The sequence below is a fragment of the Streptomyces sp. NPDC018610 genome (assembly GCF_044391765.1).
In the GTDB taxonomy this organism is placed as follows: Bacteria; Actinomycetota; Actinomycetes; order Streptomycetales; family Streptomycetaceae; genus Streptomyces.
On record NZ_JBISAL010000002.1, the window covers coordinates 905002 to 926646 of the forward strand.

At 74.9% G+C, this 21645-nt stretch carries 16 protein-coding genes; 10 read left to right on the forward strand and 6 right to left on the reverse strand.

Annotated features, from left to right (window positions below):
- The first annotated feature begins 13 nt into the window (after positions 1-13).
- The 8 genes from ACH5A8_RS09210 to ACH5A8_RS09245 all read left to right on the forward strand — a co-directional run bounded on the left by ACH5A8_RS09210 (position 14) and on the right by ACH5A8_RS09245 (position 14001).
- Positions 14-1348 (forward strand): hypothetical protein, encoded by a 1335-nt coding sequence (locus ACH5A8_RS09210; protein ID WP_398999614.1) that lies wholly within the window; start codon positions 14-16, stop codon positions 1346-1348.
- Positions 1338-3464 (forward strand): AAA family ATPase, encoded by a 2127-nt coding sequence (locus tag ACH5A8_RS09215; protein WP_398999616.1) that lies wholly within the window; start codon positions 1338-1340, stop codon positions 3462-3464. The genes ACH5A8_RS09210 and ACH5A8_RS09215 overlap by 11 nt, the downstream gene beginning before the upstream one ends.
- A complete protein-coding gene (locus tag ACH5A8_RS09220; protein WP_398999618.1) occupies positions 3455-4159 on the forward strand; it encodes a 4Fe-4S single cluster domain-containing protein in 705 nt (234 codons plus the stop codon). Before ACH5A8_RS09215 ends, ACH5A8_RS09220 begins: the two co-directional genes overlap by 10 nt.
- Entirely contained in the window at positions 4147-4974 is an 828-nt protein-coding gene (locus tag ACH5A8_RS09225; protein ID WP_398999620.1) for an FHA domain-containing protein, read from the forward strand. The genes ACH5A8_RS09220 and ACH5A8_RS09225 overlap by 13 nt, the downstream gene beginning before the upstream one ends.
- Before the next feature lie 90 nt (positions 4975-5064).
- The gene (locus ACH5A8_RS09230; RefSeq protein ID WP_398999622.1) at positions 5065-8334 is read left to right on the forward strand and encodes a hypothetical protein; all 3270 of its coding nucleotides are present in this window, start codon (positions 5065-5067) and stop codon (positions 8332-8334) included.
- Between the two features lie 14 nt (positions 8335-8348).
- Complete coding sequence (locus ACH5A8_RS09235) at positions 8349-12305, forward strand: CHAT domain-containing protein (protein ID WP_398999624.1); 3957 nt, start codon at positions 8349-8351, stop codon at positions 12303-12305.
- A gap of 111 nt (positions 12306-12416) precedes the next feature.
- Positions 12417-12986, forward strand: coding sequence for a hypothetical protein (locus ACH5A8_RS09240; protein ID WP_398999626.1), 570 nt, complete (start codon positions 12417-12419; stop codon positions 12984-12986).
- Between the two features lie 400 nt (positions 12987-13386).
- Complete coding sequence (locus ACH5A8_RS09245) at positions 13387-14001, forward strand: hypothetical protein (protein ID WP_398999627.1); 615 nt, start codon at positions 13387-13389, stop codon at positions 13999-14001.
- A 297-nt stretch (positions 14002-14298) separates the two neighbouring features.
- On the opposite strand, the gene ACH5A8_RS09250 is transcribed toward ACH5A8_RS09245, so the two are convergent.
- The 3 genes from ACH5A8_RS09250 to ACH5A8_RS09260 form a co-directional block, all read right to left on the reverse strand.
- Positions 14299-14910: a hypothetical protein gene (locus ACH5A8_RS09250; protein WP_398999629.1), complete on the reverse strand. Its 612-nt coding sequence runs from the start codon at positions 14908-14910 to the stop codon at positions 14299-14301.
- Positions 14911-14978: 68 nt separating this feature from the next.
- Positions 14979-15680 carry a ribonuclease HII gene (locus ACH5A8_RS09255; protein ID WP_398999631.1) on the reverse strand — a complete coding sequence of 234 codons (702 nt, stop codon included), beginning with the start codon at positions 15678-15680 and terminating at the stop codon, positions 14979-14981.
- A gap of 83 nt (positions 15681-15763) precedes the next feature.
- On the reverse strand, positions 15764-16387 hold the full coding sequence (locus tag ACH5A8_RS09260; RefSeq protein WP_398999633.1) for a TetR/AcrR family transcriptional regulator: 624 nt from the start codon (positions 16385-16387) through the stop codon (positions 15764-15766).
- A gap of 179 nt (positions 16388-16566) precedes the next feature.
- On the opposite strand from ACH5A8_RS09260, the gene ACH5A8_RS09265 reads away from it, so the two are divergent.
- Complete coding sequence (locus ACH5A8_RS09265; protein ID WP_398999635.1) at positions 16567-18114, forward strand: MFS transporter; 1548 nt, start codon at positions 16567-16569, stop codon at positions 18112-18114.
- 382 nt (positions 18115-18496) lie between these two features.
- Here the strand turns inward: ACH5A8_RS09265 and ACH5A8_RS09270 are convergent, their stop codons facing one another.
- The 3 genes from ACH5A8_RS09270 to ACH5A8_RS09280 form a co-directional block, all read right to left on the reverse strand.
- On the reverse strand, positions 18497-19405 hold the full coding sequence (locus ACH5A8_RS09270; RefSeq protein ID WP_398999637.1) for an ADP-ribosylglycohydrolase family protein: 909 nt from the start codon (positions 19403-19405) through the stop codon (positions 18497-18499).
- Positions 19406-19417: 12 nt separating this feature from the next.
- Complete coding sequence (locus ACH5A8_RS09275) at positions 19418-20077, reverse strand: histidine phosphatase family protein (RefSeq protein WP_398999639.1); 660 nt, start codon at positions 20075-20077, stop codon at positions 19418-19420.
- A 127-nt stretch (positions 20078-20204) separates the two neighbouring features.
- Positions 20205-20810, reverse strand: a complete 606-nt coding sequence (locus ACH5A8_RS09280) for a YdbC family protein (protein ID WP_398999641.1) — start codon at positions 20808-20810, stop codon at positions 20205-20207.
- Positions 20811-20966: 156 nt separating this feature from the next.
- Here ACH5A8_RS09280 and ACH5A8_RS09285 point away from each other — a divergent pair, with 156 nt between their 5' ends.
- Positions 20967-21500 (forward strand): TerD family protein, encoded by a 534-nt coding sequence (locus ACH5A8_RS09285; protein WP_398999643.1) that lies wholly within the window; start codon positions 20967-20969, stop codon positions 21498-21500.
- Positions 21501-21645: the final 145 nt, after the last annotated feature.

Consider the following 21645-nt stretch of genomic DNA (forward strand, 5'->3'; position numbering starts at 1 on the left):
TGGGGGAGGGTCTTTGAGCAACTCCGCCGCCTACGGGTGGTCCTACGTCGATGTCGAGGCGGAGCGCCGCAGGGAACTGCGCGCCCAGCTCAGCCAGGAGGTCGCCCGGTCCCGCAATCTGCGCGGCCAGGCCAGGTCGCTGCGCCGCGCCTACCGCACGGCCCGGGTCGACACGCACGCCGTCACCGTCCCGGCCGGCGCGGACTCCGCCGGGCTGGCCGCCGCGCTGGAGGCGGCCCGCCGCGAGAACGACCGGGTGGAGGCCGAACTCTCCCGGGTCGCCGCCGAGGTGTGGTCCGTGCCGCCCGCCCGGGACACCGACCGCCACGCGGACGCGGGGGCGGAGCGCCCGGCGCGCCGGCCCGCCGCCCGCCCCGCGCCGGACGCCGCCGCCCGGGCCGTCGAGGAGCGTGCCGCACGGGTCCGGGCCGCCGCGCTGGTCGAGGCGGAGGCCCTGCTGCGCCGGGACGGGCCCGCCTGCGAGCCGGACGACCTGCCCGCCTTCGCCCGCCGTCTCGAAGCGCTGCGGCATGCGCGCGGTGTGGAGGAGACCCGTACGCTCCTGCACGACCTCGGCGTGCTGGTGCACAAGTCGACGCAGCGGCGGCGGGACGCCGTGCGGCTGGCCGGGCTGCGGGCCGCGCTGCTCGACCGGCTGGAGGACGCCGCGCCGCCGGCCCGTGAGCACCTGGCGGCGGCGGTGGCCGACGCCCCCGACCCGTCCCACCTGGCGCGCGAGGTCGACCTCGCGGTCGCCCGCGCCGACGCCGAACGGGCCCGCGACACGGTCGCCGACGCCCTGATGCAGGCCCTGCGCACCCGCGAGTACGCCGTGGGCGACGACTTCGCGGACCTGCTCGCCGAGGACGGCAGCGTCGTCGTGCCGTTCGACGGGGCCGAGGCCCCGGACGGCTACGGGTTACGGATCGCCCTCGCCGCCGACCGGGCCGGCCTGACCACGACGCTGGTGCGGGCGCCGGACCCGGCCGGGCAAGAGGCGGCGGGCGACGACGCCGACACCGACCAGGACGTGCAACGGTGGTTCTGCGAGGAGCAGTTGCCCAAGCTCGAGGAGGCGGTGCGCGAACAGGGCGTCGACCTGGCCCGCACCATGGTCCTGCCGCCCGGCTTACGGCCCACGGCCACCGTGCCCGACGGCCTCTGGCCCGACCGGAACCGCTCCCACGGACCCGAGCGGGACGACACGGCCGCCGAGGGACGGACCACCGACGGGCAGAGCGCGGACGGGCAGAGCACGGACGGGCCCGCCTCGCCGACCCGGAAGCGGAAGAAGAAGCCGAGGCCGCAGAGCACCTCCTACGGACAGGAGCGGCAGCGTGGACGCTGACACGGGCGGCGCGTTCCGCAAGGAGGAGGCCCCGGCCACCGCACCCGCACCCGCACCCGCACCGGCGTGGATCCGCGAGCTGGACATGGCCCTCACCGTCTATCCACAGGTGCTGCTGACCGGCAATGTCCGGGACGTGTTCCTGCTGTCGGAGGACGGCGACGGCGGGCTGGCCGGTGCGGAGCCCGGCGGCCGGCCGATGCCGTACCACCTGGAGGACGTCATCGAGTCGGTCTGCCGGACCCGGGGCTACGGCGCCCTCGCCCGGTCCGGCATGGTCGACGACCGGGTGCTCGCCTGGCGGCTGACCGGCGACCCGTTCGCCTTCCCGCCCGCGCTGCGCCGGATGGCCGAGGAGGACGCCCGGGCCGAGCGCGAGCGGTCCGGTCAGGGAGGCGGGGCCGCGGACCGGACCGACGACGACCGGGACGACGAGGACGACATCGAGGCCGGCACCGCCCGGCTCCGGGAGATCATGGTCGGCACGGTCCGGCACACCGGCCCCGCGATCGGGCTGATCATCCCGTACACCGCGCGCCTCGGCTCGCCGCGCGGCCCGGTCGCGGGCGAGGCGGCGCGTCTGCTGGCCGCCGCCGAGGAGCTGGGGCACACCGCCCGCCCGGTGCGCGGCAGCGGTGGGGTGACGCCGTACAACACCGTGTTCTGGGTGGTGGAGAAGCAGGAGGACCTGCCGCTGGAGTTCGCCATCGGCAGCCGCGCGCTACGGGTGATCTCCGTGCCCGAGCCGCCGCACGACCAGCGCCGCGCGGCCGGCCGTTTCGTCGTCGACCGGCTCGCCCGGCCCCGGCTCGGCGCGGACGGACGGCCGGCGGCCGCGCCCACGGAGGACGAGCGGGCGCGGGCGGCCGAGGCGCTGGCCCGCTCCTCGTACGGCATGGGCGTCGGCGAGATCCTGGCGGTCGGTCGGATGGCCTCCGACCGGGAGCTGCCGCTGAGCCGCCTGGACGAGGCGGCGCGGCTGTACCGGGTGGGCGTCATGGACAACCCCTGGGCGACCCGATCGGTGCGGGAGAACATCCTGCACGGCGAGGAGTACCTCAACGCCCAGGTCATCGGCCAGCCGCACGCCGTGCGCCGGACCGTGGAGATCTTCATGCGGTCGGCGGCCGGGCTGACCGGCGCCCAGTCGTCCAGTTCGCCCAGCCGGCCGCGCGGCACGCTGTTCCTGTCCGGGCCGACGGGCGTCGGCAAGACCGAGCTGGCCAAGGGCGTCGCCAAGATGATCCTGGGCGAGGACGCCCGGCCGATCCGCTTCGACATGAGCGAGTTCGCCGAGGAGCACGCCCGGGACCGGCTGATCGGCGCCCCGCCCGGCTTCGTCGGGCACAGCGCGGGCGGCGAGCTGACCAACGCGGTGCGGGCGCACCCGATGAGCGTGCTGCTCTTCGACGAGATCGACAAGGCGCACCCCCGGCTGTTCGACCTGTTCCTGCAGATCCTCGAGGACGGCCGGCTCACGGACGGCCAGGGCGCCACGGTGCACTTCACCGAGTGCGTGCTGATCTTCACGTCGAACCTGGGCGTGTCCGCGGAGGTCCTGCGGCCGCGGTCCCGGCGCGGCGCCCGGCCGGGCGGCGAGGGCGACGGGAGCGGCGGCGAGGGCGGGGCGGAGGCCGCGGAGGCCGGTGACGAGCAGCGGGCGGAGCGGCCGGCGCGGCTGAGCCGGCACGACCGGCCCGAGGACGTCCGGGAGGCCCTGCGGACGGCGTTCGACCACTTCTTCAACGACACCATCGGGCGGCCCGAGCTGCGCAACCGCTTCGGGGACAGCTTCGTGCCCATGGACTTCATCCAGCCCGCGTCGGTGCCGCTGATCCTCAACAAGGCCCTCGCCTCCGTGACCGGCCGCGTCGAGGAGGTGCACGGCGCCGAGCTCACGGTCGCCGACGACGCCTGGGAGGTGCTGCGCGTACAGGCCACCGCCCGTCTGGACCACGGGGGTCGCGGTGTGGTGACGGCGGTGGAGTCGGCGCTCGTCAACCCGCTGTCCCGGGAGCTGTTCCACGATCCGGCGCGGCCCGGGGAGCACATCGTGGTCGAGGCGGTGGACGGCCGGGACGACGCGTTCACCCTCAAGGTGCGGCGATGGACGTGAACGGCGCCCCGGCCGGGGCGCCGCCCGCCGCCGGGGCCGTCCTGCGGATCTCCGAGGTGCTGGGACCGATCACCGCCCTGGGCCCGGGCCGGCGGCTCGGTGTGTGGGTGCAGGGCTGCCCGCTCGCCTGCGCCGGGTGCATGTCCCGCCACACCTGGGATCCGCGCGGTGGCCGGGACGTGCCGGTGACCCGGCTGGCCGGCCTGTGGCAGGACGCGTTGGCCGACGGCTACGACGGGCTGACGGTCAGCGGCGGCGAGCCCCTGGCCCAGCCGGCGGCGCTCACCGCGTTCCTCGCCCTCGCCGACCGGGTGCGCCGCGAGGCCGGGCGGCCGGACGCCGACCTGCTCGTCTACACCGGCTGGGAGGAGGCGGAGATCGCGGCCTCGCCGGTCGCCGGGGAGGCGCTCCGCCTGGCGGACGCCGTGGTCACCGGCCGGTACCGGGCGGGCGAGCCGACGTCTTTGGTGTGGCGCGGCTCCGCGAACCAGCGGCTGCTGCCGCGCACGCCCCTCGGCCGCCGGCGCTACGGGCCGCATCTGGAGCGGAGCGCCGAGCGGCCCGAGCTCCAGGTGCGGGTGACGGACGAGGCCGTGCACGTCATCGGCGTGCCCCGGCCCGGTGAACTGAGCGCGCTGGAACGCGACCTCGCCGCGCGCGGCGTGACCTTCCGGGAGAACACATGGCGACCGTGACCGTCCGCTACCGCTGCCCGGTGACGCCCGAGGAGTGTCCGTCGTCGCCGAACCGGGGCTTCTGCCAGATCCACGAGTGGGAACAGCTCGTTCCCGAACGGGTCTACCTGGAGGCCGGGACCGACGACGCGGACGGTGCGGCGGGGACGGCCGGTGCGGGAGCGGCACCGCGGGACGGCGGCGCGGCCGGGACCGGGGCGGCGGCCCCGGGCGACACCCCGGCCGCAGCGGGAGCCACTGCCCCGGACGACACCGGCCGACGTCGCTCCGGCGGCGCCCGGCAGGAGGGCGGCGCCGCCGCGCAGCGGGCGGCGTCCCGTTCGTCCGCCGCCCGATCGACCCCCGCACAGTCGTCCCCAGCCCGTTCGTCCGCCGCCGGCCCGTCCGGCCACGGCGTCCCCACCCGCGTGCAGGCCCCGCCCGTCACCGCGTCTCCCCCCGGCCCGGGTGCCCCCCGACGCGGCCCCGTCCCGGTCACGCCGCAACTGGCCCTCGTGCTGGCCGGTGCGCTGATTCCGGTACGTGGCCCGGAGCAGGGCAGCACGGAGCTGGGCCGGGACGCGCCCGACTGCGCTCACGTCCCCGGGCTGGCCGACCTCGACCAGCTCTCCCGGCGGCACGCCGAACTGACCTGGCACGCGGGGATGCTCTACGTCGCCGACATCGGCTCGTCCAACGGCACCTACGTCGACGGAGTGCGCATCACCCGCCCCGTCCAGCTCTGGCCCGGCACGCACCGCCTCCAGCTGGCGCAGGAGCCCGAAGCGGTGGAGTTCGTCCTCGTCGAGCTCGACGAGTACGGCGCGCCCCGCTGACCCGGGCGGCACACCGCCGGGCGTCCTTCGCGCCCACCCCGTACGCGCCCGGCGACGCGCCGGGCGTCCTGGCACCCTTCGAGGAACCGCATGGCCAACAACCCGCCCGGGGAACCGGAGCGTCCCGCCGAGCCACCGCGCCCGAGCCCGCCGACGCGCAAGCAGCGCCGGGAACCGGACCGGCCGCCGGTCCCCCCGAGCCCGCGCACCCGCGTCCAGGGCGGGAAGGTCCCGCCGCCGGACCGGCCCGCGTACCCGCCGCGCCCGGACGCCCCACCCCGGCAACGCGGCTCCGGCCCCTCCGCCGGTTCCGGCACGACGCCCGCCGGCACGCCCTCCCCCGGCTCCCCGCCCGGCACGCCGAGTCCCGCCACCCGCCTCCAGGGCTCCGAGGCGCCCACCCGCGTCGACACCGGCCGCGCCCCGGCCGGGAACACGGACCCGCCCACGCGCAGAGAGGCCCACAACACCGCCCGCCGCGAGTTCCCCCAGGGACTGCGCGACCGCTACGAGCCGTACGACGTGGCCGGCGCCGGCAGCGAGGGCACGGTCTGGCACGTACGGCGGCTCGCCGACGGCTCCGACGCGGCGGTGAAGATAGCCCACCCGGGACAGACGACGGACCTGGCCACCCTGGAACACCTCGCCACCGAGGGCTTCCAGCGGCACGTCCCGCGCATCCACGAGTTCGGCGAGGTCGCGGTCGGCCCGACGGTGTGCGGCTGGGTGGCGATGGAGTACCTGCCGACCACCCTGGAGGACCACCTCCTGCGGCGGCTGCGGGAGGGCACGTCGCGCGCGGACCGCGCCGACACGGAACGGACCGTGCGCGAGCTGGCCCACCTGCTGGACTTCTGGCAGACCCGCATCGACCGCAACCCGCTGGACCTCAAGCCCGCCAACATCCTGGTCCGTGAGGTACGGGGCGACGGAAGCGGCGGCGGCAGGAAGGGCGCCGGCCGGGCCGGCCGCGTCCGGCACGAGTTCGTCGTCGCCGACTTCGGGGGCGTGGCCCGCTTCACCGCCAGCCAGAGCTTCCGCGACTTCCAGATCACCGTCCTGTACATGGCGCCCGAACAGCTCGTCCCGCAGAACCTGCGGGCCACCCCGTGGTGGACGCTCGGCCTGGTGCTGTACCAGGTGTTCACCGGCCGTCCGCTGTACGTCCTGAACGACGACGCCCGTATCACCGACGAGGCTTGGACCAGGGCGCTGATCCTCAACCACGAGGCCGACCTGTCCGCCGTCACCGACCCCCGGCAGAACCTGCTGCTGCAGGGGCTGCTGACCAAGGACCCCGACGACCGGTGGACCGCCGACGAGGTGCGCCGCTGGCTCAAGAACGAGAACCCGCCCGTGATCCGGCCCGTGGCCCCGGCCGCGCCGGACGCCGCACGGCACGCCAACCGGCCCCTCACCTTCCGCGGCACCGCCCACCACGACGCCGAGAGCCTCGCCTCGACGATGGCCCGCTACTCGCAGGAGGCCGCGGACTGGCTCGCGGGCCCGGGCGGCCCGGCCCTCGAACAGTGGCTGCGCGAGGACCTGAAGGACACCGCGTACGACAGGGGGCAACTGCCCGCGCTGCGGCAGGGCCAGGACCGGCCGGCGCGGGCCGCGGCGGCGGCGCTGTCCTTCGTGGCCACCTTCGCGCCCACCGCGTCCCCGCAGTACCGGGGCCGGCGGGTGGACGCCGAGGGCATCGCCCGCATCGCGCACGGCCGGGGCGCGGTGGCCCTGGTGGACGAGTTGCTGCGCGTCGACGTGCCGGCCATCGCGGCCAACTTCCGCTGCGGGCACGCCGGGTGCGGTGACGGGCCGTGCGCGGTGCTGATCGCGCTGGCCGACGAGCTGCCGGCCACGATCGAGGACGTCCGCGGCCGGGCCGCCGCGCTGGGCCGGCGCGGCGGAGGCGACGCGAGCCTCGACGGACGCGAGACCGATCACGCCTACGGGCTGGCCGCCGGCCTGATCGTGCATCCCGGACAGCAGCGGCGGCAGGCCCTGTCGCCGCTCGCCGGGCTGCCCGGCCCGCTCGCCGCACTCCTGTCCAGGGCCCCCGCCGGGGTGCTCGTCGGGCCGGCCGTCCTGAACGCCGCACGGCACCGTGCCGCGGCCGTGCTGCACCGGCGCGATCCGGGCGACGCCGCGTTCCTGCGCCGCTGGGCGGCCCTGCACGGCCGGGCCGCACGCGCCTCGGTGACGACGGTGCCGGGGCGGGGAGCGCTGGTGGCGGCGGCCGTGCTGCTGCCGCGGGCACTGCGCGCCGATGTGCTCGGGGAGGACCACGAGGTCACGTTCTCCGAGTGGTGGTCCGGTGCGCGCAGGCCCCTGGCGCACCGGCTGGGCGCCGCCGCCGTGCTTCTGCTGATGTTCTGGCTGCTGCTGTGGTCCGGCTCGATGCTGCGGTCCGTCCACGACAGCGGGCTGGGCCCGCACGCGCTGAAACCCGCCGACGCGCTGACCGGGACGCTGGCCAGGGCCTCCGACGTGGCGTCGGCGACGCAGAGCGGGCTGTCCGCGGTGGCGCTCACCGGAGCGGTGGCGATCGCGGCGGCGCCGGCGCGCATCTCGCGCAGGCTGCTGCTGCTCGTGGCCGCGGTGGTGACCGCCCTCGGCTGCGCGAGTCCCGACCTGCCCCCGCTCGACCGGCTGCACGCCCCCGGCTGGCTGGCCGAGCGGCTGGCCTACCTGCTGGGCGGCTGGCGCAGCTGGAACGGCGTCGTGGCGCTGGTGGTGATGCCGTTGGTCTGTCTGCTGCTGCTGAACCCGGTCCGGTGGCTGCTGCGCCAGGCGCGCGAGGCGGAGCAGGTGCGGGCGAGGCTGCGGCGGGAGCGCACCGAGCAGCGCCGTGCCCGGGCGGGGCTGCCCCGGCGCCTCGCCGGGAACGCCTCGCACTGGCGCGCCGGGTGGCCCGGCGGCCGGGACCGCGCCCTGTTCGGTGCGTCCGCGCTGCTGACGTTGGTCATGCTGCTGTGGGCGGCCGTCGAGCTGCGGGTCGCGCTCGACGGGGACCATCCGACGCTCGCCTCGTGGGGTACCGGGCAGCAGGGCGCCGACTACCAGTCGCAGTACGCGCTGGTGTGCGCGGCGGTCTGCGCCCTGGCGGCGCTCGGCCCGCCGCTCCTCGCCCGGCGGGTGTTCCTGTGGGCGGCCACCGCGGTCGCCGTGCTCGGCCTGTGGCCGCCGCCGGTGGAACCGGCGCGGGCGCTGAGCATGCCCGTGCTGCCGGACCTGTTCTCGCGGGTCGCCGAGAACTGGGGCCACGCCTCGTTCTGGGCGGCGCTGCTCCTGGCCCTGCCACTGTGCGTGTACCTGGGCGGCTTCGCCCTGCACCGCACCCGGCGCGCGGCGCGGTGACCACGCCGCGCGCCGTGCCCGCTCCGCCGTCCGACGCGGGTCCGCCGGAGCTGCTCCAGCATGCCGCCCGGTTGCTGGAGCAGCACGACGAGCAGGACCGCCCCGAGGACGCGGGCGCCTGCTGGCGGCGTTGTCACGCGCTGCTGCTGGACGTCCGCGACCTGCTGGAGGAGCAGGGCGGCGACGCCGATCCCGAGGCCCTGGCGAGCGCCCGCTTCCTGCTCGGGCTCACCCTGTCGGTGGGGTACTGGCAGACGGTCGCCGGACACGGTGAGGCCTACGGCATCGACGACCCGCACGGTCTGCGACGCACCGCGGCCGGGCAGTTGGCGCTCGCCCGCGCCACGTTGCACCAGGACGACCCGGCGTACACGACGGCCTGTGTCCGGCTCGGTCTGCTGCTCCACTCCCGCCACGAGGACGCGGCCGGCGACGCGGGGCCGGCCGCACCGGACGCGCGCGAGGACGATCTGGACGAGGCGCTGGCCGCCTTCGGGGACGGGCTGCCCGGCCTGGCCGACGACGCGCACCCGGGTCTGTTCATCGCCTACGGCTGCGCCCTCGGCGACCGTCATGAGCGCGACCACGACCCCGATGACCTGCGGCGGGCGGCGGCCGTCCTGGAACAGGTGCTGGAGGAGCTGCGTCCGGCCGGCTGGCGGCCCGCCGAAGAAGGGGCCGGTTCCTGGGCCGACGAGGCCGACGAGGTGGAGGCCGAGGCGCGGGTCCGGCTGGCCCGGTTGTTCCTGGCGTCCTCCGAACCCGGCCACACCGAACAGGCGCACACCCACCTGGAGTTGCTGGCCGCCACCCTTCCCGGGGACCATCCCGCACGGGTGTTCGCCGCCGCGCACCTCGTGGACGTCTACCGCGAGCGCGGCGGCGGGCGTGTCCCGGCCGATGACCGGGCCGCCTACCTGGCCCGGCTGCGCGATCTGCACCGGCTGCTGGACCCGGGCGACGCCGACCGCGCCCGCGCGGCCGCCCTGCTCGGCGCGGCGCTCGCCGAACGGGTCGGGACGACCGGACCCGACCCGGACCCGGAGCACGTGGAGGCGGTCGGCCTGCTGCGCGAGGCGCTGGAAGGGCTGGCCGACGACGACGGGCTGCGCCCGCCGGGCCACGCGGTGCTCGGCTGTCTGCTGAACGTGCTGCGCGAGCGCCGGCCGGACGAGTACGACAACGCCGAGGCGCTGCGCCATCTGGAGCGGGCGGTCGAACTGTGCGCCGAGGACGATCCGATGCGCGCCGACCTGCTGAACCAGCTCGCCCACGCGTCCATCATCCGGCACGACGGGGGCGGCGCCCGCCTCGCGGACGTCGACCGGACGATCGGCCTGCTGGGCGAGTCCATGCGGGCGCCGTCCGACACCCCCGGGTTCGCCTCCCAGACGCACGGGGCGTACGCGGCGGCGCTCAGCCAGCGGCACGCCCTGTCCCACTCGGCCGACGACCTGGACGCGGCGATCCGGCATCTGACGGCGGCTTTCCGGCAGACGGCCGTCGGCGACGTCAACCGGGTGGTGTACCTGCAGAACCTGGCCGTCAACCTCTACCGCCGCTATCAGGTCGGCGGCGACCTCCAGGACCTGGAGACCGCCGACCGCTATCTGCGGGAGGTCGGCGCCGTCCTCGACGGCGCCGACGCCGGCGTGCGGGACGGCCTGCACTACTTCCAGCACGACCGGGTCCACCTCGAGTACGGCGCCGCGCAGATCCGGTTCGTGCACGCCATGACCTCCGGTTCGCGGACCGCGATGGCGGCGGCCGTCGAGTCGATGCGCAAGCTGCGGGAGACGGTGGCCGAGGACGATCCGGTGCGGCTGCCGATGGACGCGGACTTCGGGCTGATGCTGCTGCTCGGCTCCTTCCAGGAAGGCGGCTCCGTACGGGACCGCGTGGACGGGCTGATGCTGCTGACGGAGACGGCCGAGGCGCTTGCGGCGGACCATCCGGACCGGCACCGGCTGCTGCTGCGTACCGCGGGGGCGCTGCTGATGACCTCGTTCCGCCCGTACAACCGGCGGGGCGTGGAGTCGGCGGAGACGATGCTGCGGGACGTGCTGGCCGACGCGGCCCCGGACAGCCAGGAGAGCCTGCGGGCGAGCGCGCTGTACGCGGTGCTGTGCCACACGCGGTTCCAGCACTCGGGTGTGCCCGGGGACGCCGACCGGGCCGTCGAGGTGGCCCGGGCGGCCCGCGAGCGCCTCGCGGACCGGCCGCCGTCCCCGGTGGGCACCCTGCTGACCAACGTCCTCGCCGACGCGCTGCGCGCCCGCGCGGCTCCCGGTGACGCACGGGCCGGACGGAGCACGGGCGTCGCCGGGCTCCGCGAGGCGGCCACCTTGGTACTGCTCCAGGCCGCCGCCGAACCGGCGCTCCAGATGGCGCGGACGGCCGCGGACCGGGCGGTGCAGGTGGCCCGCTGGTGCCTGGCGGACGACGATCTCGACGGCGCGGTGGAGGCCCTGGAGCTGGGCCGCGGCCAGGTGCTGCACGCCTCCACGACCACCGCCGACGTGCCGGCGCTGCTGCGGGAGGCGGGCTGGGAGGAACTGGCCGAGGAGTGGGAGGGCGGCGGCCGTCGGCCGGCGGCCGTGCCCGACCTCGCGACGCTGCTGGACGGCCCCGGCTCGCTGCTGGGCGCGCTCGGCGAGGGGGCGGAGTTGCCGCTCCCGGACGATCTGCGGCAGCGCACGCTGACCGCGCTGGCCCGGTCCCGGGCGGGCACCGCCGTGATGACGCCGCCGACCGTCGAGGAGATCGGCGGAGCGCTGCGCCGGGCCGGCGCGGACGCGCTGGTGTACCTCCTGCCGCCCGGCGCGAGCGGCGGCACGGCGGTGGTCGTCACCCGGGACGCCCGGGTGGGCACGGTCGGCTTCGGGCTGCTGCGTTCGGAGTCGCTCGACGTGCTGGAGAGGTACCGCGCGGCCCACCGGGACCGCCAGGACGCGCTGGACCGGGGGGCGGACGCGGACGCCCAGGCGGCGGCGCACCTGCGCTGGCGCTCCGCGCTCGAGGAACTGTGCGACTGGGCGGGGCCGGTGGTGATGGCGCCGCTCGCCCGCTGTCCGCTCGTCCGCGACCTGGGCGCCGAACCGCACCTGGTGCTGGTGCCGTTCGGCTTACTGGGCGGCATCCCCTGGCACGCGGCGCTGCTCAGCAGCGGGCTCAGGCACGGGGGCCGGCCGGTGCGGGCGGTGGAGCGCCTGACCCTGTCCTACGCGGCCTCGGCCCGCCAGCTGCACGAGGTGCTGAGGCGGCCCCGGCTGCCCCTGGAGGCCCGGCCGGTGATCGTCGGCAATCCGGACGGCAGCCTGCCCGGCGCCTCCGCCGAGGCGCGGCAGATCCACCGCGAGCTCTACTCGGAGGGCCTGCTGCTGGGCCGGGTGCGCCGCGCGGCGGGCCGGGGGGAGCCCTCGGAGGTACTGGCGGCGCTGCCGGGGCACGGGGGCGCCGGGGCGTCCGTGCTGCATCTGGCCTGCCATGCCCGGCCGTCGGGCGGCTCCCCCCTGGACGCCTGTCTGCTGCTGGCGCCGCCCGCCGGGCTGCCACCCGCAGCCGGGGCGGGCCGGCTGCCGGTACGCGAGATCCTCCGCCAGGCGCGGGGCCGCCCGCCCGGTGCCCCCGGCGGCCTGGTCGTCCTCGACGCCTGTGTCAGCGACCACACCACGGGCGACTTCGACGAGGCGCTGACCTTGTCGACGGCCTTCCTGGCCGCCGGGGCCACCGCCGTGGTCGGCTCCCGCTGGGAGGTCCCGGACGGGCTGACCGGCCTGATGATGTTCGTCTTCCACGACCGGCTGCGGGCGGGGGCCACTGCGGTGCGGGCCCTGCGGGAGACCCAGTTGTGGCTGCTGGACCCGGACCGGCCGACCGAGGGGATGCCGCGGTCGGTCGTGAGCCTCCTGGACGACGGCGATCCGGCGGCCCTGGAGCTGTGGGCGGCCTTCGCCTGCCAGGGATACTGAGGAACGAGGGCCGGGGCCTGGACCGGGGCCGGGCCCGACGCACCGGACGGCCGGCGCGCGGGCGCCGGTGGGCTACGACGAGGCCGAGGGGGAGGTCCGATGGACGCGGCCATGGCAGGGCTGCTGACGGCGGCGGTGGGCGTGGCGGGAACGCTGGGCTCGGCGTGGCTGACGCAGAACCGGGGGGACGCGCTGCGCCGCGAGGAGTGGGAGCGTCAGGACCGCGCCCGCCGCGCCGAGTCGGAGGCGCAGCGCGCGGACACGGGCCGGGCGGCGCTCAGGAAGTCGTACACGGAGCTGAACGCTGCGGCACGTCATTACCTGACCACGCTGAGCGACCACTACTACGCCCTGCGGGCCGTCGGCGCAGGCGTATCGCAGGAGTCGGTCACCGCCCACGAGTCGCTCGCGGCGGTGGAGGCGGCCCGCGTCGAGTACCGCAGGCTCTACGCCGAGGCGCAGATGATCGTCCCGGACGCGGTGCTGGTCGAAGTGCGGCTGGCCAGTCACCGCCTGGGAACCGTCTACGGCGCTCTCGTCCGCCTGACGCGCGGCACCGCACGGGAGGGCGACGACCTGACGGCGGTACGGGACGCCGTCAAGGAGACCTGGGACGTCCTGGCCCGGATGCGGGCGGCCATGCGCAGGGACCTGGGGACGACGGGCCCGTCGCCCAGGTGACGCTCCACGGGGCCGGCGACGGCGGCGAACACGCCGCCCGCCGGCCCGCCCATGCCGACCTCACCGACAGTCACCGTGCGCATCCGGATCCGCGGCGGCCGCCGAGAGCGCGCACATGCCTTCTGACCGTCGGGTCTGTGTGCCGCGAAGGCCGGTGACCGCGGTGGAGCCGGCGCCCCGGGCGTCGCGAGGCGACACTCTGGGTAGGGATATAAGGAACGGGTCGTCCGATAACGGTCGGTGGCCCCAATTGCTCGTTGCCGCATCCAAGTTCGAGGGGAAGAATCGAAGTCCGCTCCCCGCACGGCCCGGCCGTGGTCCGGCAGGGCTCCACTGCGGTGTGCGCTCCCCTGAAATCCGACCCCGCCCGCAGTGTGGGCGCGTAGCCGAAGGGAGGAACGTGACCTTCGGATTCGCTCCGTCCTCGGCGGCATCGTCGTCTGCGTCCGCCGCCTCCGCCCATCGTGTGCTCGAACCCGCGGAGTGGGCCGCCGCGGGCATCCCCCTGCTGCGCAACCCGCGTGACGTGGTCAGCGGACTGCACTCCCGGCACCATCCCGGTCCCGCCACCGCCGTGGTCGCGGTCCTCGACCCGGACGAGCGGCTGCGGGCGAGCGCCTCGTTCGTCCGCCGCCCGTCGGCCGCCGACGGCTGGATGTTCCGCAACGCGCTGCTGGCGCAGTTGCGGCGGGTCATCCCGCACGACCTGCGGCGCCGCACACCGGTGCGCACCGCCGTGCTGCTCTACTGCCGTGAGGGCGACGCGCGTTGGACGGAGGAGGACGGGGCGTGGATGTGGGGTCTGCGGGACGCCTGCACGCTGCACGGGCTGCGCTGCGGGGCGTACATCACGCTGACCCGGGACGGCTGGCAGGTTCTCGGCGAGGGCCGCGGCGGCCGTCGGCCGAGCGCCGGCTCCACGCCCGAGCCCTTCGGCACGACCGGTACGCCGTCCCTGCCGCCCCGCACCGGAGGCGCGGCCTCCGAGGTGCTGCGCCGCGCCGTGGCGCGCTGAGCACCTGACCGCCCCGATGGGTCGCGAGGCCTGCGCACGGCCTCCCCAAGTCAGTGCCGGAAGGCGCCGCTTCCCGGGGGAACACGCGCAAGACCCCGCTTCCGTTGCCGCGGGAGCGGGCGTCGCCTCGGCCGCGGCCGCCGCCGAGCGGGCCCGGCGCGGCGTACGCGCACCGGACGCCGGCGGGGTCCGTCCCCGCACGCGAAGCGGCCGTCGCGCGGTGGTACCGCGACGACGGCTGCCTCCCGGCACGGGCGCCGGAAGCGGTGGAGGCCTTCCGGTCCCGCCCGGGACGGCTCAGACGCCCGCGCCGAGCACCGCGTTGATCTGCTGCGGGTCACCGCAGACGACCAGCAGCGCACCGGCCCGGGAGTGGGCCAGCGGCAGAGCGGTGGCGGCGGTGCCGCCGTTGACGGCGACCACGACCACGGGGCGCGAGGCGGCACGGGCGACGGCGGCGGCGTCCGCGTAGAAGACGTCGTCGCCCGCGTCGTGCTGCGCCCAGTAGGACGCCTCACCGAAGGACAGCTCGTGCGTGGCCCAGGGGTGCGGGTCACCGGTGGTGATCACCAGCACGTCGCCGGGGGCACGACCCGACTCCAGGAGCAGGTCGACGGCCTCCTCCGCGGCGTCCAGCGCACCCTCGGCGGAGGCCGGGATCAACTGGATCTGCGGGGTGGCGGGGGCAGCCGGACCCGAAGGTCCGGGCTTGGCGGCGGCCACGTCCCGCGCCGTGCGTTGCACCGGCGGCGCCGGCCGCGCGGGGCCGGGACGACCGGGGCGCGACGGAGCCGCGGGACGGGGGCCTGGTACAGGACGGGGGGTCGGCGCGGTGCGGCCGGTGGCCGGCGTGACGCGGGGACCCTGGGCGCTCTCGTGAATCTGAGGCTCCTCGGGAATGAGAGGCATGGGCTGATATTTATCAAACGATGGTGCGGCCCGCGCGGGCGGGTGGCACTTCCGGACGGGCGAAACCGTCAGAAGTCGAAGCCGAGCTGACCCTCGATCTCCGGAACGCCTCCGTCCGCCTGGACGCGGACCTTCTTGAGGTGCTGCCACCGGGGCAGCGCATCAAGATACGCCCACGACAGCCGGTGGTACGGGGTGGGTCCCCGCTCCTCCAGCGCGGCCTTGTGGACGGGCGACGGATATCCGGCGTTGGCCGCGAAACCGAAGTCTGCATGGTCGCTGCCGAGTTCGGCCATCATTTTGTCGCGGTGGACCTTGGCGATCACCGAGGCCGCCGCGACGGCCACGCACGACCGGTCGCCCTTGATGACCGTACGGACCTTCCAGGGAGCGCCGAGGTAGTCGTGCTTCCCGTCGAGGATCACCGCGTCCGGACGTACCGGGAGCGCCTCCAGGGCCCGCGAGGCCGCGAGCCGCAGCGCGGCGGTCATCCCGAGGTCGTCGATCTCCTCGGGCGAGGCGTGCCCGAGGGCGTACGCCGTCACCCACTTCCGCAGTTCCGCGTCGAGTTCGGTGCGTCGCTTGACGGTGAGCAGCTTGGAGTCGGTGAGGCCCATGGGGGGACGGCGCAGTCCGGTGACCGCCGCGCAGACGGTGACGGGGCCGGCCCACGCACCGCGCCCCACTTCGTCGACACCGGCAATGACCTTCGCTCCGGTCGTGGCCCGGATGGAGCGCTCGACGGTATGGGTGGGTGGTTCGTACGGCATGGCGCCCTCAGCCTACGCCGCCCGCGTCCCGGCGCGACACCCCGGTTTCCGCCAACGGCCGGAGCACCCCCTACGGCCGGTGATCAAGGGCCGGTCGCGCGCAGCAGCGGAACCATCAGCCGGTCGATCATCTCCTCGAGTTCACGGTCGCTCCATTCGCTCGTGCACATCTTCGACCGGTACATCATCATGGCCGGGATCACATCGAGGACGTAGTCGTCCACCGCGTCGGGTCGCACCTCTCCCCTGTTGATTCCGCGGTTCAGCACCTTCCGGAGAACCTCCAGAGTGGGCTCCACGACACCGGTGACGATCACGGTGTGCAGACGTTCCGCCTCTTCGGGGTCGCATTCGTGAATCACCGAGAGAAGTGCGCTGCCCGGGCGCGAGAACATCGCGTCACGGACCCGTCGGCACACTTCCAGCAGGTCCTCGCGCACAGCGCCCAGGTCCGGCGCCTCGGCGACACCCGGCAGTCCGGCCCGCAGGGCGTCCGCGACGAGATCCTCCTTGGACGGCCAGCGGCGGTAGACGGCGGCCTTCCCCGTCTGGGCTCCGGCGGCCACTCCTTCCATGGTGAGGCCCTTCCACCCGACCGTGCCGAGCTGTTCCAGCGCGGCGTCGAGGATCGCACGTTCGAGCACGGCGCCGCGCCGACGGGGGGAAGCCGTCCGGGCTGGGGCGGCTGCCCAGCGCGAGGTAATCATCTGTCGTCTCCAGCAAGCCATGAGCGGGGATTTCAGGGAAGGACGCCGAGCGGCGGCGGTGGGGGACTCACCACATGACGGGGCCTCAAGTGAACGCTTGCGTTCACTAAGAGGACTCATCTACCGTTGGCGCGGCAGTGAACGGCACCGTTCACTAAAGCTGTTGTGGGGGACCCATAGTGACAACCTCTCAGTTGCTCCAGAAACAGAAACCGGGCGCGGCCCGCCGGGAGGGGCATCCCGGCATCGCACTCACCGTCATCGCGGCCTGCCAACTCATGGTGGTACTCGACGCGACGATTGTGAACATCGCGCTCCCGCACATTCAAGACGCGCTCGCGTTCAGCACCACCGACCTCACCTGGGTCGTCAGCGCGTACACGCTCACCTTCGGCGGACTGCTGCTCCTCGGTGCGCGAGCCGGCGACATCCTCGGGCGCCGCCGGATCTTCATGACCGGCATCCTGCTGTTCACCTTCGCCTCGCTGCTCGGCGGACTCGCCCAGGAACCCTGGCAGTTGCTGGCCGCGCGAGCCCTGCAGGGCGTGGGCGGCGCCATCGCCTCGCCGACCTCGCTGGCACTCATCACGACGACCTTCCCCGAAGGCCCGGAGCGCAACCGGGCGTTCGGCGTCTTCGCCGCCGTCTCGGCCGGTGGCGGCGCCATCGGACTGCTGGCCGGCGGGATGCTGACCCAGTGGCTCGACTGGCGCTGGGTGTTCTTCGTCAACGTGCCCATAGGCGTGCTGATCGCCCTGGTCGCCCCGCTGTACATCAGCGAGTCCGAACGGCACCCCGGTCGCTTCGACATCGCGGGCGCGCTGACCTCGACGGCCGGCATGGCCGCCCTCGTCTACGGCTTCATCCGCGCCTCCGAGGACGGCTGGCGGGACGGCCTCACGCTCGGGTCCTTCGCCGCTTCCGTGGTGCTGCTGGTGGCCTTCGTCCTCACCGAGCAGCGCGCCAAGGAGCCGATCACACCCTTGCGGATGTTCGCCGACCGCAACCGGTCGGGCACGTATGTGATCATGCTCAGCCTGGCCGCGGCGATGTTCGGCATGTTCTTCTACATCGTGCTGTTCGTGCAGAACGTGCTGGGATACACGCCCATCAAGGCAGGGCTGGCCTTCCTCCCGGTCACCGCGGCCATCGCGGTGGGCGCGGGCCTGTCGCAGCGGCTCCTCCCCTCGCTCGGCCCCAGGCCGTTCATGCTGACCGGCTCGGGGCTCGTGGTGGTCGGACTGCTCTGGCTGACCTTCATCAGCCCCGACAGCTCCTATCCCGGCGGGGTACTCGGACCGATGCTGGTGTTCGGCTTCGGCATGGGCCTGAACTTCGTGACCGTGACGGTCACCGCCGTCTCCGGCGTCGCCCAGCACGAGGCGGGCGCCGCCTCGGGACTGCTCAACGCCACCCAGCAGGTGGGCGGTTCGCTGGGGCTGTCCATCCTCACCACGGTGTTCGGCTCGGCCGGCAAGGACGAGGCGAACAGGCAGCTGCCCAAGTTCCTCGCCGACGGCTCGGCGCAGCAGAAGGCGCAGTTCGCCAAGACCCACCAGCTGCCCGCGCCCTGGGGGCACGAGGTCCTGGCCCACGGCATCTCCACGGCCTTCGTCCCGGCCACGGCGATGGCCGTGCTCGCCCTGGCGACCGCCTGGCTGGTCATCCGCGTGCGCAAGGACGACCTGGCAGCCCTGGCGGGCACGGCCGGCCCCGGAATCGGCTGACGGACGGCCCGCGCGAACCGCCCCGCACCCCGCGCCGACGAGGGGTGCGGGGCGGCGTCCGCGTCGAGCCCGGGCGGACCGGACCACCGGCCCCATCCTCGTCACGACGGCCACAACGGCCACGACGAGCCGCACGACGACCGCGACCCGCGCCCCCGACGCGACCATGTCCACCTCCTGCGCCCTGCCCCGCGTCCTCTGCCGCCGCGCACCCCTGCGGCGCGCGGCCCATGCCGGAACAACGGACATCAGTCACACAGAGTTCCCGGCGAACACGGAGAGTCTCCGTCGTTGCCGGGACGAGGCCGCCCCGCACCGGAACCCGCCACGGCAGAGGAGGACAGGAACCGTCATGCCGGAGGACTGTCGGCACCGGGGCGGTTCAGACGGCCGTCGGCACCCACTCCGGCAGCGCCTCCGTGCGCCGCTCCCACTCGGCGGGCGGAGCCCCCGCCTCCGCCGAGGCCAGCACCCCGCCCACGATGGCGCAGGTGGTGTCCACGTCGCCGCCCGCCTGGGCGGTCGTCCAGAACGCCTCCTCGAAGTCCCCGAGCCGCCGGGCGGCCGACCACAGCGCGAAGGGCACGGTGTCGTGAGCCGTCGTGCGCCGTCCGCAGCCGAGGACGGCCGCGACCGTGCCCGCGTCGCCGTAGTCGAGCATGTCGCGGGCCCGGCGCAGACCAGCGCCGACCGCGCTTCTGGCGGGCACGAGGGCGATGACGCCGTCCAGCAGCGCCCCGGGGGCCGGCGGCCCGCCGGGAGCGGCGGCCAGGGCGGCGGCGGCCGCCACGGCCATGGCGCCGACGACCGCCTCGCGGTGCTGGTGGGTGGGGTAGGCCGAGATCTCGGCCTGGTGGGTGGCCTGCTCGGGGTCGTCCGCGTACCAGGCGCCCAGGGGCGCGATCCTCATCGCGGCGCCGTTGCCCCAGGAGCCCTGGCCGTCGAAGAGCGCGGCGGCGAGCTCCCGCCAGTCGCCGCCCTCGCGCACGAGGCGCAGCAGGCGGTTGACCGCGGGACCGTAGCCCCGGTCGAAGTCGTGGTGCCGGGCGAAGGACTGCGCCAGGGCGTCCTGGTCGATGCGCTGATGGACGGCCAGGACGGCCACCACGGAGCACGCCATCTCGGTGTCGTCCGTCCACTGCCAGCGGCCGGGCGGCAGCTCGCGCGTCTTGAGCAGGGGGTAGTTCGCCGGTACGAAGAACTGTGAGCCGAGCGCGTCCCCCACCGCGAGTCCGCGTGCGCTGGCCAGGGCGCGTTCCAGGCGCCCGCCGGGAGAGGAGTCAGGGGTCATCGCTCAGCCACTCTATCCAGTGATCCCGTACGGTTCCGGGTCCCGCCATCGGTCGAACGGCCGGTTCAGCACGTACCGGCCGTCGTCCCCGAGAACGAGCATCCGCGTCTCGGCGTTCCCCGGGTTGGACAGCGACTCGAATTCCGCGACGGTCCAGTGGAACCATCGCATGCAGAACAGCCGCATCGCCAGGCCGTGGGTGACCAGGAGCACGTTGGGCGGGTGGTCGGGGGCCTCGAAGCTGCGGAAGAGGCTCTCCAGGAAGTTGCCGACCCGGTCGTAGACATCGGCTCCGGACTCCCCCTGGGCGAAGCGGTAGAAGAAGTGCCCGTAGGCGTCCCGGTAGGCCTTCTGGAGGCGGACGTCGTCGCGGTCCTGCCAGTTCCCCCAGTCCTGCTCGCGCAGCCGCGGCTCCTCGCGTACCCGGATGAGGCCGGGATCGAGGTGGAAGGCGCGGAGGGTCTCGTGAGTGCGGCGGTAGGGCGAGACGTACACGCTCACGCTCTCCCGGCCGAAGAGCTCGCGCAGTTCCTTCCCGGTCTCCTCGGCCTGCCGCAGCCCGCGCTCGGTCAGGGCCAGGGCGTGGTCGGGCTCCCGCTCGTACACCGTGTCGTCGACGTTGCCCGCCGACTCGCCGTGCCGGACGAGGACGATGCGCCGTGGTCGTGCCATGCCAAAACACTAGATCGAGTGACGGCCGATCGAAGACTCGAGCGGCCCTCGTACGGTGTACGTCACACGGATCCCGCGACCCTGGCGAGCGGCCCCCGGGTGCGGCCGGGCGGGCCGGTCCGGCGCCTCAGACCGTCCAGGCGGGTTCCAGCCCCACGATGTCGCCCGTGAGCGCCGCGACGTCGGCCTCCGTCTGCGCGCGCAGGGCGAGCCGCTCCACTCGCTCGGCCCGGTACTTGCCGTGCTCGGCGGAGGACTGCCACATGGACAGCACCAGGAACTCATGGCCCGGCGCCTCGCCGAACAGCCCGCGGACCATGCCGGGGGAGCCGGCCATCGCCGGATTCCAGACCTTCTCCTGCATCAGCGTGAAGTGCTCGGCGCGCTCCCCGTGGACGCGGCACAGGGCGACCCGCAGCAGGTCGGCGTCGGTGAAACGCGGCTCGAAGCCCGTCTTCACGTCGAAGCGGTGGTCGAACAGCCGGACCTGCGCGTCCCGGAACGTGCCGGCCTGGGCCGCCGCCAGCCGGTCGTGCGAACGGGCCATGAAGGAGTCGTAGAAGGCGCGGCTCTCCCAGAAGGCGAAGACGTGCGCCACCTCCTGCCGTCCCCGGCTCCAGCCACCCCCTTGTCCCCGAAACCCCGGCTCCCCCAGAAGCCCCGCCCACTTCCGCTGCCCCCGCTCGAAGCCACGGCGGTCCACCACGGTGCAGCGAATCCACTTGACCAGCACCGCGCCATGGTAAGGCCCAGCGGCGTGGCGTTGGTCACTTTGCGGGGACAGCGCCCGCGCACGATGCCCCGCGGACGTGGCACGATGGACAACGAGCGCCCGCGATCCGCGAGTTGGAGCAGACAGGGCGCACGGAGACCGGGAAGGGGGAGTCCGGTGAGCGGGCTCAGCAAGGGAATCCGCAAGGTCGAGGTCGCGATCAAGTGGGATCCGAGTCCGACGGGGCAGCCGCCCACCGATCTGGACATCGTGGCCGGCACCTACCCGGCGAGCGATCCGTACGGGCCCCCGTCCTACGTGGTGCACTTCGACAGCCGCTCCCCCGACGGCACGATCTACCTCAACCGGGACAGCACGGACGGCAGGGGGTTCGGCTGGGACGAGATCATGACGCTGGAGCTCGACCGGCTCTCCGAGCGGTACGCGCGCGTGGTGGTCGGCGTGGTCATCCAGCAGCGTGCCGCGCACCGCACCTTCGCCGGCGTGCTCGACCCGGGCCTGCGCATCCGTGAGGGCTACACCGTGCTCACCGAGGACGACTTCGGCGCCGTCCCCGGTGCGACGGCCGTCGCCGTCGCGGAGTTCGTGCGCGACGACTCCGGTAACTGGACCTTCCGTCCGGGTCTGCACGGCTCCGAGGACGACCCGGAGACCTTCATCCGCGACATGGGCCGCGCCCACCTGGGGTAGCGGTCGGACGCGGTGACGCGGTGAGGGGGGGGGGGGCCGGGGGGGGCGCCCCCCCCCCCCGCAGGGCCGCGGACATGAATTAGCCCCCCGGGGACCCGGCCCCCCCACGGGAGCCCCACCGGCGGGCCCACCCCGCGCCCTCTTT

What these genes read in the sequence shown, in the direction of transcription:
- ACH5A8_RS09220 (WP_398999618.1), top strand. Translation starts at nt 3,455, where the DNA reads ATGGACGTGAACGGCGCCCCGGCCGGGGCGCCGCCCGCCGCCGGGGCC.
- ACH5A8_RS09225 (WP_398999620.1), top strand. Translation starts at nt 4,147, where the DNA reads ATGGCGACCGTGACCGTCCGCTACCGCTGCCCGGTGACGCCCGAGGAG.
- ACH5A8_RS09230 (WP_398999622.1), top strand. Translation starts at nt 5,065, where the DNA reads ATGGCCAACAACCCGCCCGGGGAACCGGAGCGTCCCGCCGAGCCACCG.
- ACH5A8_RS09240 (WP_398999626.1), top strand. Translation starts at nt 12,417, where the DNA reads ATGGCAGGGCTGCTGACGGCGGCGGTGGGCGTGGCGGGAACGCTGGGC.
- ACH5A8_RS09250 (WP_398999629.1), bottom strand. Translation starts at nt 14,910, where the DNA reads ATGCCTCTCATTCCCGAGGAGCCTCAGATTCACGAGAGCGCCCAGGGT.
- ACH5A8_RS09255 (WP_398999631.1), bottom strand. Translation starts at nt 15,680, where the DNA reads ATGCCGTACGAACCACCCACCCATACCGTCGAGCGCTCCATCCGGGCC.
- ACH5A8_RS09260 (WP_398999633.1), bottom strand. Translation starts at nt 16,387, where the DNA reads ATGATTACCTCGCGCTGGGCAGCCGCCCCAGCCCGGACGGCTTCCCCC.
- ACH5A8_RS09270 (WP_398999637.1), bottom strand. Translation starts at nt 19,405, where the DNA reads ATGACCCCTGACTCCTCTCCCGGCGGGCGCCTGGAACGCGCCCTGGCC.
- ACH5A8_RS09275 (WP_398999639.1), bottom strand. Translation starts at nt 20,077, where the DNA reads ATGGCACGACCACGGCGCATCGTCCTCGTCCGGCACGGCGAGTCGGCG.